The 14,249-nt window shown below is 45.5% G+C and carries 13 protein-coding genes, 2 tRNA genes and 1 riboswitch; of the genes, 2 read left to right on the plus strand and 13 right to left on the minus strand.

All coding sequences use genetic code 11. The features are described from left to right. Positions 1–9 precede the first annotated feature (9 nt). Positions 10–1,209, minus strand: a complete 1,200-nt coding sequence (locus B9J84_RS12815; RefSeq protein ID WP_010319414.1) for a multidrug effflux MFS transporter — start codon at positions 1,207–1,209, stop codon at positions 10–12. Positions 1,210–1,325: 116 nt separating this feature from the next. On the opposite strand from B9J84_RS12815, the gene B9J84_RS12820 reads away from it, so the two are divergent. Next, complete coding sequence (locus B9J84_RS12820; protein ID WP_026027502.1) at positions 1,326–2,267, plus strand: LysR family transcriptional regulator; 942 nt, start codon at positions 1,326–1,328, stop codon at positions 2,265–2,267. Positions 2,268–2,425: 158 nt separating this feature from the next. Beyond that, entirely contained in the window at positions 2,426–4,216 is a 1,791-nt protein-coding gene (locus B9J84_RS12825) for a M24 family metallopeptidase (RefSeq protein ID WP_179217566.1), read from the plus strand. 191 nt (positions 4,217–4,407) lie between these two features. Here B9J84_RS12825 and thiH read toward each other — a convergent pair whose 3' ends face one another. The 12 genes from thiH to B9J84_RS12885 all read right to left on the minus strand — a co-directional run bounded on the left by thiH (position 4,408) and on the right by B9J84_RS12885 (position 14,137). Next, positions 4,408–5,520 carry a 2-iminoacetate synthase ThiH gene (thiH, locus tag B9J84_RS12830; protein ID WP_088721462.1) on the minus strand — a complete coding sequence of 371 codons (1,113 nt, stop codon included), beginning with the start codon at positions 5,518–5,520 and terminating at the stop codon, positions 4,408–4,410. A gap of 2 nt (positions 5,521–5,522) precedes the next feature. Continuing rightward, on the minus strand, positions 5,523–6,287 hold the full coding sequence (locus B9J84_RS12835) for a thiazole synthase (protein ID WP_094124294.1): 765 nt from the start codon (positions 6,285–6,287) through the stop codon (positions 5,523–5,525). After that, the gene (gene thiS, locus B9J84_RS12840) at positions 6,288–6,497 is read right to left on the minus strand and encodes a sulfur carrier protein ThiS (protein WP_017048427.1); all 210 of its coding nucleotides are present in this window, start codon (positions 6,495–6,497) and stop codon (positions 6,288–6,290) included. After that, positions 6,485–7,273, minus strand: a complete 789-nt coding sequence (locus B9J84_RS12845; protein WP_019282122.1) for a HesA/MoeB/ThiF family protein — start codon at positions 7,271–7,273, stop codon at positions 6,485–6,487. Before B9J84_RS12845 ends, thiS begins: the two co-directional genes overlap by 13 nt. Next, a complete protein-coding gene (gene thiE, locus B9J84_RS12850) occupies positions 7,263–8,558 on the minus strand; it encodes a thiamine phosphate synthase (protein WP_094124295.1) in 1,296 nt (431 codons plus the stop codon). Before thiE ends, B9J84_RS12845 begins: the two co-directional genes overlap by 11 nt. Before the next feature lie 4 nt (positions 8,559–8,562). Continuing rightward, positions 8,563–10,512 carry a phosphomethylpyrimidine synthase ThiC gene (gene thiC / locus B9J84_RS12855; RefSeq protein ID WP_094124296.1) on the minus strand — a complete coding sequence of 650 codons (1,950 nt, stop codon included), beginning with the start codon at positions 10,510–10,512 and terminating at the stop codon, positions 8,563–8,565. 108 nt (positions 10,513–10,620) lie between these two features. After that, positions 10,621–10,719, minus strand: a riboswitch (TPP riboswitch). Positions 10,720–10,771: 52 nt separating this feature from the next. Further along, entirely contained in the window at positions 10,772–11,155 is a 384-nt protein-coding gene (crcB, locus tag B9J84_RS12860) for a fluoride efflux transporter CrcB (protein WP_013855606.1), read from the minus strand. 104 nt (positions 11,156–11,259) lie between these two features. Beyond that, positions 11,260–12,813 carry an IS66 family transposase gene (tnpC, locus tag B9J84_RS12865; RefSeq protein ID WP_094124297.1) on the minus strand — a complete coding sequence of 518 codons (1,554 nt, stop codon included), beginning with the start codon at positions 12,811–12,813 and terminating at the stop codon, positions 11,260–11,262. A gap of 59 nt (positions 12,814–12,872) precedes the next feature. Next, positions 12,873–13,226, minus strand: a complete 354-nt coding sequence (tnpB, locus tag B9J84_RS12870; protein ID WP_094124298.1) for an IS66 family insertion sequence element accessory protein TnpB — start codon at positions 13,224–13,226, stop codon at positions 12,873–12,875. Next, the gene (tnpA, locus tag B9J84_RS12875; RefSeq protein WP_094124299.1) at positions 13,223–13,543 is read right to left on the minus strand and encodes an IS66 family insertion sequence element accessory protein TnpA; all 321 of its coding nucleotides are present in this window, start codon (positions 13,541–13,543) and stop codon (positions 13,223–13,225) included. Before tnpA ends, tnpB begins: the two co-directional genes overlap by 4 nt. 380 nt (positions 13,544–13,923) lie before the next feature. Continuing rightward, positions 13,924–14,000 (minus strand) — tRNA-Trp (locus tag B9J84_RS12880). 60 nt (positions 14,001–14,060) lie between these two features. Continuing rightward, positions 14,061–14,137, minus strand: a tRNA-Asp gene (locus tag B9J84_RS12885). Positions 14,138–14,249: the final 112 nt, after the last annotated feature.

Below are 14,249 nucleotides of genomic sequence, written 5' to 3' on the forward strand. Positions count from 1 at the left end.
GACAATTTATTAATTCACCACTAATTGATGCCAATAACGCCCTGCTTTAGAAAACAGGATAAACAACGCTGGCGCAATCAGCCACATTTGCAGTGCAATTAATATCTGAGGCTCTAACCCAACACGCTGCATGGTGCCAACTAACAGGCCAGCACCACTCATCTGAAACAAACCAAGCAGTGCTGCGGCGGTTCCCGCACGGTCACCAAATGGCGCCAGTGCTTTTCCTGCGGCCGCTCCCAGAATCCAAGCAAAACCGATTGATGACATAAAAATGGGCAGCATAAAGGCAATCGCCGTTTTCTGTTGTGCCAGCGCGACCATGGTAGTCCCCGCAACCAATAACGTGCCAATTCCAACCACCAGCGCCATATGGGTACCAAACCTATCCATAAATTTCGGCGCACTCAGGCAAGCAACGATATTAATGATGGCATTGAGTCCAAACCAGAAAGTAAATTCATTCATGGTCAATCCATAACCTTCCATTAATACCACTGGGGCAGAAGTGACATAGGCTAAAATAACCGCCATCGCTAACATACATAATGAAGCATGGAAGAGAAAAGATGGTGTTTTCAATACGGACCAGTAACGCGATAACTTAAAGAACGCTTGCTGTTCGGTGGCTTGCGGGTTGGTTTCTTTCATACCAATCACCATCATTAAACCCGCGACCACGGCAAAACCAGCCATAAAGCTGAAGTTACTGCGCCAGCCAAATTGCTGAGTTAACCAACTACCAAGGATTGGCGCTAATGCAGGAATAAAACAGATTGCACCATTTAAGTAGCTGATCATTTTGCCGCTACGTTGTGGGCCAAAAATATCGCGAACTGTTGCAAAAGCCGCTACCGATGTCGCGCACGCACCGAAGCCTTGTAGTAGCCGAGCCATCAGCATCCATTCAATACTTTGAGCGGCCCACGCCAAGCAAGCACTCAATGCATAAATACTGATCCCTCCTAATGCAACAGTTCGACGACCGAGTTTGTCCGCTAGCGGGCCAGCAAAGAGTTGACCGACTCCCATAGCAAACAGAAACCAAGTAATCGTATCTTGTGCATAAGCGTGTTCCACGTGAAACGTTTGAGAAATTTGCGGTAAAGCTGGTAGATAAATATCAATCGCTAACGGGCTAAACAGAACCAACAAAATCAGTAATGCCAATTGACGCTTACTATGCGCGTCAGAGGTTATTTGCTTCACGAAACACTCCAGTAATGAGAAAGAACACACTTTTACAACTCGGCTATAATAGAGCAATGATGATATGAATAGAAATGGCTTATACTCATCACAATTATTCCCAAATGGAAATACAGATGAATATAGAAAAATTAGCCAGAATCGATCTTAATTTGCTTGTTTGTCTGTCCGTACTGCTAGAAGAACTGAACGTAACGCGCGCCGCCCATCGCCTCTGTTTGAGTCAATCTGCCGTCAGTAAATCGCTTGCCAAGCTTCGTCAGCAGTTTAATGACCCGTTGTTTATTCGTAATTCACATGGCTTAAAGGCCACGCCGCAGGCGCTCTATCTCAAACCCAAACTCGACACTCTCATCAATCAGCTCGAGCTACTCACTCAACCACAACAATTTTCACCACAAAGCAGTGAATACCGTTTTCATATTGCGGCAGTAGAAAGCGTCTACCCATTAATTCTCCCTCATTTTTTGCCCGCTATTTTCAGCCAAGGTCCAAATCTCAACATCAACACTCACTCATGGAACGATCAAACCTTTAAGAAATTGCAGCTTGGTGAGTTGGATTTAGGCATTACCGGCAAGGACATTGATATCAACGATGCCAAATTAACGATGCTGCCACCCAGTGATATCTGTGAGCAAGAGATCTATCGAGATAGCCAAATGTGCGTGGTACGTAAAGACCACCCAGCATTGCGAGATAATTGGACGTTAGAGCGCTATTTGTCGCTACGTCACGTACAAGTACGCTGTGATGGTAATGATCGCTGGCTACTCGACTATCGCTTGGCGGATATCGGCCGAGAAAGGGACATCGCAATTACAGTACCGGATTTTAATAGTGCCGCCAGCCTTTGTACTTATACTGATTTTATCTTTACCGCGCCGAGCCACTTCACCCACCTAGTAGCCAAGCAGATGGATCTCGTCGTTTTGCCATTACCGATGGAATTTCCACCTATGGCTTATACGTTATTTTGGCACAGAGACAGAGAAAGTGACCCCGCATTGAGCTGGTTAAGGCAGATGATCCAAACCAAAACACTGCATCTCAGATGAAGCTGCGGTTTGCGCCAGTTCGATAAAAAGAGTAGCTTATTGAAGCTCGTCCCCATCGCCACAACCCCATAGACACAATAATAAAGTCAGGGTTTGCTATGGATTTGCACAGTTCCCTACACCTACAACGGACGGTTATGAGAAAGGATATAACACAGATGCATGATTCAATCGCACAACGCGTATCAGCCTTACGTGGCTGGCTCACACAACAAGGGCTTGATGCCATCATCATTCCACACGAAGATGAATATCTCGGGGAATATGTACCGCAACACAACGAACGCCTGCATTGGTTAACTGGTTTTACTGGCTCGGCAGGCGCGGCTGTGGTCACCCACGATAGCGCGGCTATTTTTGTGGATGGCCGCTATACCGTGCAAGTTCGTAAACAAGTGCCAGAGGCAACCTTTGAGTACCGTCACTTGATTGAAGAGCCCGTTCTCGATTGGCTCCAAAGCGCATTGGTCTTAGGTAGTAAAGTGGGATTTGATCCGCGCATGCATCGAGCAAGCTGGCTTAAAGCAGCACAGGCAAAATTGTCTGATGAGTTACAGCTTATTGCCGTCGGCAGTAATCCAATCGATGAGTTATGGAAGGACCGTCCTAGCGCTGCAATTTCAGCAGTGCGCTTGATGGGTAATGAACTCGTCGGTATCAGTAGCCATGATAAGCGTGAGCAAATAGCTCATCAGCTGAGTAAGAAAAAGATTGATGCGGCGGTACTGACAGAACTTGATTCCATCTGCTGGCTGCTAAATATCCGTGGCCTTGATGTTTCCCGATTACCAGTATTACTTTCCCATGCCATTATTTATGCTGACTCCAGCGTCGATTTCTTCCTTGACCCTGCTCGTCTTCCTGCGGAATTTGCCAAGCATGTCGGTGGCGGCGTTCGCGTTCACCATCCAGATCAATTAGAAAAGCAGCTTAACTTACTCGCAGGTAAAAAGGTGATGATCGATCCTGCTACCAGTAATGCATGGTTTACGCTGACTTTACAAAATTCCGCTGCTGAAATCATTAATGACGCCGATCCGTGCTTACTGCTAAAAGCAGCAAAAAATACAACCGAAGTCTCTGGAATGAAAGCGTGCCACGTGCGTGATGGTGTGGCGATGACGAAATTTCTTGCTTGGTTGGATAATGAAGTGGCTAGCCAAAGACTGCACGACGAAGGCTATTTATCTGACCGCTTACAAGCATTTAGAGAGGAAGATCCAACTCTAGCCGATCTTAGTTTTGATACTATTTCAGCAGCAGGCAGTAATGCAGCTATGTGCCATTACAACCACATCAACCAAGTAAAACCAGGACAATTAGCTCAAGACTCACTTTATCTTGTCGATTCTGGCGGCCAATATTGTGACGGTACGACTGACATTACGCGTACCATTGCTATTGGTAACCCCAGTGAAGAGATGAAAAAACAGTTCACTTTAGTGCTTAAAGGTCATATTGCACTAGCCAGAGCACGCTTTCCAAAAGGCACTTGTGGTCATCAGCTTGATGTGCTTGCCCGTCAGCACCTGTGGGCTAATGGCTTCGATTATGATCATGGCACTGGTCATGGAGTCGGCCACTTTTTGAGTGTCCATGAAGGGCCACAACGCATCAGCAAAGTTTTCAACAACGTCGCACTGCTTCCGGGTATGGTACTGTCGAACGAACCCGGTTATTACCGTGCCGATGCGTTTGGCATTCGTATAGAAAACTTAGAACTGGTGGTCGAAGTTGAAACACAAGGTGATTTCTCTGTGTTGGGGTTTGAGTCACTCACGCGTTGCCCGATTGATAAGCGCGCGATCAACATCAATATGTTAACTCGACCAGAGCTCACATGGCTAAATGACTACCATCAAAAAGTATGGGATCAAGTTGGTCCACTCGTTGAGGGTGATAACAAAGCGTGGTTGCGCCAAGCGACGCTGCCTATTGAGCATGATTAAACAACAGCATGATAAAACAAATGCGCTGTAGGTAGTTTATCTGTAGTAACTTAACCTAGAAAGATGAAAGGCGACCTCGAGTCGCCTTTACTTTAACTTATGATTCTCTTAACTCGAACTCACCTTAATTAGCTAAATCATCATACTTTAATGCATCCATATGTTTCACGTGAAACGTGCAAGCCATAATCTCATCCAGAATAGGCAGCATGCCAATCTCGCCACACGACTTCAAAACCTTGCCCTTTAACAGCGGCGGCAACTTGTGCGGCTGTACGTTCATCGCTAATCACAAATTGCTCAAGTTCGGTCTCTTGCATTGCATAACCTCCAGGCTGTGTTTTTGATCCCGCCGATATGCTGGTGATCCCAAGTGGGATGAGCTTATCCCTAAAGTGCGCCGATTCGCGGGTAGAAAGCGAGAGTTCCACTTCTGAATTTAGCAAGCGAAATGCACAGATGAGCTGAACCAGTTGCTTGTCAGACATAACCGATTTAGGTTGCAGACCACCTTCACAAGGTCGCAAGCGAGGAAACGAAATCGAATAGCGCGTCTTCCAATATCTCTTTTCAAGATAATCCAGGTGAGCGGCCACGTAAAAACAATCGGCCCGCCAATCTTCCAAGCCAATCAAAGCGCCAAGACCAATCTTATCAATCCCTGCCCGGGCAAGTCGGTCCGGTGTTTCAAGGCGAAAGTTAAAATCCATTTTGTTGCCTCGCAGATGATGTAAAGCGTAAGTCGATGGATGATAAGTCTCTTGATATACCATTACCGCATCTAAACCTAAGCTCTTTAGCTCCGCATACTGCGCTTGCTGAAGCGGTTGAACCTCCATAGCAACATAGCTGACTTCACGCTTTATCAACGGCAGTATCTGCCGGAAATAGTTCATGCCTACTTTGGTTTCATGCTCACCGGTTACCAACAACACATTATCAAACTGCATCTGCTTGATAACTGCCAATTCACGTTCAACTTCATGCAAACTTAATGTACGCCGCTTAATGCGATTCTCCATCGAAAATCCACAATAAGTGCACGCATTGGCACACAAATTTGAAAGATAAAGCGGGATATAAAAAGAAAGAGTATTGCCAAAGCGTTGCCTCGTCAGTGCGTAAGAAAGTTGCGCTAACTGCTCGATATAAGGCTCAGCAGCAGGAGAGATTAATGCCTTAAAATCCTCCAAATCGCGCTTCTCTTTATGCAATGCTCGCTCGACATCTGACGCTGTTTTGGAACGGATTGATAACGCAATATCGTCCCAATCGAGTTGTTTGAAACGTTCTAAAAAGCTCATCGCTATTGATCCAAAAATGCAGTTAGAGGGCTGGATGCGATAGCATGATGAACCTGAGTTGCAAGCCCAGCCTCATAGGCCATTCGACCCGACTCCACCGCCAACTTAAATGCCAACGCCATTTGTATCGGATCGCGCGCGGCCGCAATTGCGGTGTTAACTAAGACAGCATCCGCGCCCAATTCCATCGCAAAAGCCGCATGCGAAGGCGCGCCAATACCGGCATCAATAATCACGGGTACACGAGCTTGGTTAATGATGATTTCTAAAAAATCTCGTGAGACCAGCCCCTTATTCGATCCAATTGGCGCACCTAATGGCATTACGGCCGCACACCCCACCTCCTCTAAACGCTTACAGAATACAGGGTCAGCATGACAATAAGGCAATACGGTAAATCCATCTTTTACCAATTGTTCCGCTGCTTTTAACGTTTCGATAGGATCAGGCATCAGATACTTAGGATCGGGATGAATTTCTAGCTTCAGCCACGATGTCGATAACGCTTCACGCGCTAAATGGGCAGCAAAAATCGCATCCTTCGCATTTTTCGCACCCGATGTGTTGGGTAAAAGATGGACGCCTGACTCGATAAGTGGCGCTAAAATATCATCATTTAATTGATTAAGATCGACTCGCTTTAATGCCATCGTCGCCATTTGTGAACCAGCTATGGCAATAGCTTTTGTCATTAACTCTCGGTTGGCAAATTTCCCCGTACCAGTGAACAGGCGAGATTCAAACTGTTTATTCGCTATCGTTAACATTTAGCCTCCTGCAATGGCTTGAAACAGCGATATTTGATCGCCTTCACTTAATAGGGTCGTTGACCACGCACTACGTGGCACCACGCTCTGATTCAGGGCAAACACACAACCGGTAATAGCGATAGAAAGCAGTTTGGTGAGATCCGCAATACTGGTTCCCGCTGAAACTTGATGAAACTGCTGATTAATCTTGATCGTTATATCTGACATGTGGCTTCTCCCTTCATCTGATCAGTCTGTGGGTACCCACACACCTTACACTGAGGATCTTTAACAACATTTAAGGTTTGGAATTGAAACAAATGAGCATCAAACAGTGTCAGTTGGTTAGCATTACGCATCGTCTGTCGAGTCAATATCATGATGGCTTGCAAAGCTTGCAGGGTTCCGATGATTCCGACGACAGGCCCCAGAATACCGAATTCATTACAACGCTGCGCGGCAGGCAGTTCGCTATCAGGCACTAAACAGTGATAACAAGGTGACAACGGCAGTTGATCAAAAGCAATGACTTGCCCCTTCCATCCAATAGCCGAACCTGAAATCAATGGCTTAATTAGTTTACGGCACAACTGGTTAATTTGCTGACGGCTGTGGATGTTATCCGTGCAGTCAAGAACGACATCAGCATTCAGCACTTCCAGTTCGAGCTGAGTACCAATAAGGCGTTTAGATATCGCTCTTACTCTGCAATTAACGTTGATGGCTTTAATTTGTTCTGCCATCGCATCGACTTTGGTTTGACCAATTTGCCTCTCTCGGTAGATCACCTGCCGAGGTAAGTTGCTGCTTTCAACTCGGTCATCATCCACTATTACCAGTTGTCCAATACCAGCACTCGCCAAATACAAAACGGCCGCAGACCCTAAACCACCACAACCAATAACCAGCACTCGGCTATCAAGTAAAGATTGCTGTCCATTCTCACCTATTTCAGGGAGCGCAAGTTGTCTTTGATAACGGATAAATTGCGCATCAGAAAGCATAATCACATACCTCCTCAGCACTACTTGGTAATCGGTTTTGTATGATTCGATTGAAACTATCAATGACCAACTGAGGTGATTTTGCTTCTGTTACTGCACGTACAACGGCCAAGCCTGATACATCGCACTGCCAAACTTGCAATGCGTTATCTAGGTTAATTCCGCCAATTGCAACTGTGGGTGTTTTTGCACTTACAACTTCATCTGAGTTGGCGGCACAACTTAAACTCTCAATTAGCTGCTGGTAAAGTTTCAACCTAACAAGCCCCTGTGGCTTAGAGGGCATAATTTTGGTGGTGGTTGGGAATATGTGACCCAAAGCGATATAGCTGGGATTTAGTGAAGCGATGTTCAGAATCTCATAATAGCCGTGAGTTGAAATGCCTAAACAGATCCCAGCTTGAGCAATTTGTGCTAAATCTGCATTGGTGAGATCTTCTTGTCCAAGATGAATGCCAAAAGCACCATGCTTTATCGCAAGCTGCCAATGATCATTAATGAAAACCTGTGCTTGATAGGCTTGTCCAAGCTCAATAGCGGCGATAATTTGTGATTCGAGATCAGGATGTGTTGAATCTTTTATTCGCAGTTGGATTGTCTTTACATCAAACTTCAATAACCGCTCGGCCCACTCAGCGCTATCCACAACAGGGTAAAGGCCAATATTTTTGTCTATCTTTGGAAAACAGATATGATTTTGTTTATCGTAAGCAAAGATGCCAGCTACTGAATGTTGTAGCTGAGGAAAATATCGGCTATCCGTTGGCCATGTTTCACGTGAAACACTCATTGCCGCGCGAGCAACCACTAAAGCATCCTCTAGTGGAAAGTCGAGACACAACAATGATAGAACCCAAGCAAAGTGCTCACTCCTTGCATCAGCAGCATGAGCATTCGTAGAGTATCTTATACTACGCAGCTCTTCTCCGTGATACCACTCATCGACATAGTCGTGTGAGTCAGCAGCTGTCAGCCCTACCTTGACCAAACCAGTTTCTCGTTTCTGGGAGTGATCGAATGGCATTTGAGCACAAAAATTGACTTGGTACTGCAAGAATAAATTGGGCTTATCAGTTAAATCACTTAGCGCATCTTCGCACGAGGCTAAGCAATCGCTGCCAATCAAAGATGAGTATGACGGCGTTACTAATTGACAATATAAAGTTGGGCTGGCACCCAAAAAAATATCATCGATATCAAAACCATGATGCTTGGCCAATAGCAAAACCTGTTGTACTTGAGCAGTCAACGCAATGTCATCGCGGGGTATAAGTAATTGAATCATCTAATTACTCCTCGCTAACGACTGACCGTTGACTAACAGCAGGATGATAAAGCTCTGATCCTGATGCTTTAAACTCTTGCGATTTCTGTCTCATGCCTTGTAACGGGTCATCTAGCAGCGTAACGGAAATGAGCGCATCAGCAGCAACTTGCTTGGTATCTAGCGCATACTCTCGAACCTCTTGAGAGATTTTCATCGAGCAGAATTTCGGCCCGCACATAGAGCAAAAATGCGCAACTTTACCAGACTCTTGCGGAAGAGTTTCATCGTGAAAAGCACGCGCCGTAACTGGGTCTAATGCAAGATTGAATTGGTCTTCCCAACGAAACTCAAAACGTGCTTTCGATAACGCATTATCGCGCACTTGTGCTCCCGGGTGCCCTTTCGCAAGGTCTGCAGCATGTGCTGCCAATTTATAAGTAATTAAACCCGTTTTAACATCTTCTTTGTTTGGTAAACCAAGGTGCTCTTTCGGTGTTACATAGCAAAGCATCGCGCAGCCATACCAGCCAATCATCGCAGCACCAATACCGGAAGTGATGTGATCATATCCCGGAGCAATATCGGTAGTTAATGGGCCCAAAGTATAGAATGGCGCTTCATGGCAATGCTTTAATTGTTCATCCATATTCTCTTTAATCAAATGCATGGGGATATGGCCAGGGCCTTCAATAATGACCTGTACATCATATTCCCACGCTATTTTGGTCAACTCACCTAAAGTGCGCAGCTCTGCAAATTGTGCTTCATCGTTAGCATCGGCAATGGATCCTGGCCGTAGTCCATCCCCTAAGGAAAGGGCAACGTCATACTTGGCGCAAATTTCACAAATTTCACGGAAATGAGTGTAAAGAAAACTCTCAGTATGATGGGCTAAACACCATTTAGCGATAATAGAGCCGCCACGCGAAACGATGCCAGTAACACGTTTCGCGGTCATTGGCACATAACGAAGCAATAAACCAGCATGAATTGTAAAGTAATCAACACCTTGTTCCGCTTGCTCGAGTAAGGTATCGCGCATTACTTCCCATGATAAATCCTCCGCAATACCATTTACTTTTTCCAATGCTTGATACATGGGCACAGTGCCAATCGGTACGGGACTATTACGCAAAATCCATTCTCGAGTTTCGTGAATATTGCGCCCAGTAGAGAGATCCATCACGGTATCCCCACCCCAGCGGGTTGCCCATACCAATTTTTCAACCTCTTCTTCAATTGATGAAGAGACGGATGAGTTACCGATATTCGCATTCACTTTGACGAGAAAATTACGACCAATGATCATCGGCTCTGATTCCGGATGGTTAATATTCGACGGGATAATGGCTCGTCCTTCGGCAACTTCACGACGCACAAACTCAGGAGTTATTCGCTTTGGTAGATTAGCCCCCAAATGAATCCCTGCATGTTGCTGGCTCAGCTGTGCATCCATACACTCTCCCCGTCGCGTATTTTCGCGAATGGCAATGTATTCCATTTCGGGTGTGATAACACCTTGCCGCGCATAATGAAGTTGAGTAACGCACTTCCCTTTCTTTGCTCGGCGTATGGCTGGCAAGTTCCCATAACGTAGTTCGTCCAATGTATCATCAGATAAACGTTCTTTAGTGTAAGCAGAACTGACCTCATCAAGCCACTCGGTATCATCCCGCTCAGCGATCCATTTTTCCCTTAATTTAGGCAAACCTTGATATAAGTCGATAGTATGAGATGGGTCGGTATAGACACCTGAAGTGTCATAAACGCATATAGATTCATTCGGTTGATAAATCGGTGAGGACTTTGTGCCCCCGACCAAGCTGTCAGCTAGTTTAATCTCACGCATTGGCACGCGGATATCCGAACGTGAACCAGTAATATAGATTTTAGAGGAATTTGGGTAGGGTTCGACAGACAATGTGTCAATGAATTGTTTGGCTTTCAGTCTCGCTTGTTTGCGACTCGACATAGCATCTTCCTTTTTGTACTAGGGATAAATGCTTGACGGATTAATGCACAAGAGTTGATCAAAATAGAGTTTTGATCTTAAGGATATAACGCTAGATAGATCACTAGCAGGTTATATTCTCTTGTTCCCTTCGCAGGTATTAGCCTGATCAGGTTCAACGGATCCCGAAAATACGGTCTCAGCCTTATGGCACTCCGACAAGTTGAGTCACGATTATAGGGAAAGACTATCCATTAACCAAGATGAAATTGTGATTTCGTTAACTTCTCATCAACAACTGGAAACCTATCCAAGCCGCTGAGATACTTAGCACCACGTTTAATAAGACATTAACACCCATTTTCAGAAAGGCTCCTTGCTGCATCAGCAATACATTATCCATAGAGAATGTAGAAAATGTGGTTAATGCACCCAAGAAACCCAAACCAATAATCTGGCGCCATGGCTCAGTTGCAAGTAATTCACTCTCAAAAGCAGCGATCAATAACCCCATAATAAATGAGCCGACAACGTTAACGGTGAGCGTTCCATAAGGAAACCCGCGTCCTAACAAGAACACACATAGCTCGGTAACTAGATAACGTGCACATGCGCCAAATGCGCCACCTAATGCAATAAAACCTAAAATAGACAGCTGTCCCATAACGAATTCCTAAAAGTAACCGTCGTTATTTTAACCGCTAAGCATAATAAATCGAACCTAATTACTAAAATAATCGTATCCGCCCCATGATCCCACGGGGCGTTTTAGTGTGAGAAGTTCCAAGGAAGAAGTGAGTTGATATAAGGCTCTGGCTTTGCCAGTTCTTTCATACATTTGACTAGGTAATCATAGAGTATCAGTCCGTTAGCTTTTGCCGTCTCGATGATGCTATACAACAGCGCACTAGCATCCGCACCATTAGGATTATTGGCGAACAACCAATTTTTTCGGCCAATGACCAGCGATTTGATGGCGCGCTCTGCTCGGTTGTTGTCGATAGATAAATGCCCATCTTCAGCATAGCGTATTAGCTTAGGCCACTGACCCAAGGTGTACTTAATCGCTTTTCCAAGCGGACTCGATTCGATAATTTTCTGCGTGGTTAACCAGTCATAGAGGTCATCTAACATGGGTTTGGCTCTGGATTGTCTCTCAGACCAACGCTCTTCGACCGAAGCGAGTTTTAATCGCGACTCCAGTGCGTACAGCTTTTGGATTTTGGCTAACGCCACATCCGCTTTCCCTGTTTTGCCTTTGCCCTGAAGCTTCTTCGCCTCCATGAACTTACGACGTGCGTGAGCAAAGCAACCGATATTGGCCACGTTGGTTAATCCATCATAAGCCGCGTAACCATCACTTTGTAGATAGCCTGAGTAATCACCCAAGAAGTTCACGGGGCATGCTCTCGCGCGGCTGTTTTGATAGTCGAACAAGACGATATTTTTCATGTCAGGGAGTTTAGCTTCAGGAGAGTCGGCTCCCGAGCAGTACAACCACATATAACATTGTTTGTCTTCCTTGAGCACATTGAGCGGCGTTTCATCGGCTTGAACCACCACTTGTTCAAGTAAGTGTACTTTTAATGCTTCATAAAGCGGTTTGAACTTTTCACTCACTAGGATAACCCATCTTGCCATGGTGGTTCTCGATAACTCGATACCTGACTGGGAAAACAAGCTTTCCTGACGATACAGCGGAAGCGCATACTGATATTTGCCTAAGATAATATTGGCAAGCAGGCTTTCAGTGGCGAAGCTTTTGGGGATGATACTTATCGGTGCAGGCTGCTGGTGAATACGGCTCGTCTCTGCTTTTTGTTCGCACTGACGACACGCGTATTTCGGGCGAACAACTTCCAATACTTTTAGGACGGCGGGCGTGAACTCGAGCTTTTCACTGCGGTCTTCGCCGATTTTATGCAGAGTGTGTTGGCAGCATGAGCACTGTTTGTCGTGCTCATCTAGGTCAAGCTCGATAATTTCACGCGGTAAGTCTTTAGGCAGCGGTTGACGTTTACCACGACGTTTGATTGTCGTCGTTGTGCTGGTGATAACCTCATCTTCCACTTTCGCCGCTTCACATTCCGCTTCATTGAAGAGGTCACCTTGCGCTTCATTATAAGGCTTTAACGCTTCCGAGCGTTTGGCGAACTGGCGGTCAAGGGCGAGTTTGAACTGTTCGATTAAGGATTGGCGCTCTTGTTGCCATTGCGCTTCCTTCTTTTGCAGCGCATTTTTCTCCGACACCAACGCTTTCACCATAGCTTGAAGCTCGGCGATGTCTTGGCTTTCTGGGTTAATATCGGGCGTCTTTTTCATGGCGTTGATTATACTAAAAACACCACGCCAAAGCTTGGTATAACTGACTTTTATCGAAGTTAACTCATTGTAAAATTGTCTATTTTTATCGGTTTATGGCCGATTATTGTGAAGCCAGATAACAGTCTATCTAAGTCAAATTGAGTCAGGGTGTACACCTGTTTTTTCTCTTGAGTGGGCCATTTGAATTTGGCTTTTTCCAACCGTTTGTACCACAGGGCGAAGCCCGTTTTATCCCAGTACAACACTTTGACTTTGTCACGTTGTTTATTGGTAAACAGGAATAGCGCACCCGTGCCGAGCGGCAAATCGGTTTCGGACTCGATAATCGCCGCCAGTCCGTTGATGGACTTTCGAAAGTCGACACACTCTCGATACAGGTAAATATTGAGTGCACTGAGCATTCTCTTCATGACAGTGCCCTGATTAGTTCGGCTAAGTAACGGACGGGAGTGCCTTGCGGTACGCTGAGTTCAACGTTATTTATCGATAAGGTCATATTGGCTACGGGTGCTTGAGCCATCTGGTAGCGAGTCGTTTTTTCGATAACTTCTGCTTTAACAAAGCCACTGATATTGGCTGACTCTGTTGTTTGTAACTGCTGGCGTTTGGCATAAAAGGTAGACAGACTTAGCTCGTTACGCTCACAGAAGACGCGCTGGGATAGATGACTGGATTGGTATTTTTCAAACAGGGTTTGCCATTCTTTGTTGGTGCGCCATTTTGCCATTTCAAATCTCCTTGTGGTTGGAGATTTGATCTTATGGCGGACTGAGGATGATTAGAATGTGGGGTTTATGATGCGCTTACAAATAATCAAGGAAAGTTATGCTGATAATCTAGTGCTTTTAAAAAGTTACATCCGTCACTTACTGAGTAAATGGATAAGCTAAACCGCTCTTAATGCCAATTGAAGTAACAATATGATCTAATTAAGGCTATTTCACGCTCGGGATCGCTTTCTTGGATACAGCTTGAGTACAGAGAGCTGGCCACAAAAATGTGCCGAAGGGATGAGGTAAACGGAATTAGTTAATTTTTCGGATTACTATCATAGAGGTAGCGAACAGATAGCAAAAAGCCTCAGCATTTCTGCGGAGGCTTGATAGATGGCAGGGGTGGAGAGATTCGAACTCCCAACACGCGGATTTGGAATCCGCTGCTCTGCCAGTTGGAGCTACACCCCTAAATAATTTATGCTTCTCATTGAAGAAAACCTCAACATAACTGCTGAGGCTCTTAATAAGTGGCGGAGCGGACGGGACTCGAACCCGCGACCCCCGGCGTGACAGGCCGGTATTCTAACCAACTGAACTACCGCTCCGCAGCGTGTCTGGTTAGACAATATTCAAAGCCTGGCGATGTCCTACTCTCACATGGGGAGACCCCACACTACCATCGGCGCTGTTGTGTTTCACTTCTGAGTTCGGCATGGA

Origin of the sequence: Vibrio sp. V03_P4A6T147, assembly GCF_002241085.1 — a bacterium.
Lineage (GTDB): Bacteria > Pseudomonadota > Gammaproteobacteria > Enterobacterales > Vibrionaceae > Vibrio > Vibrio anguillarum.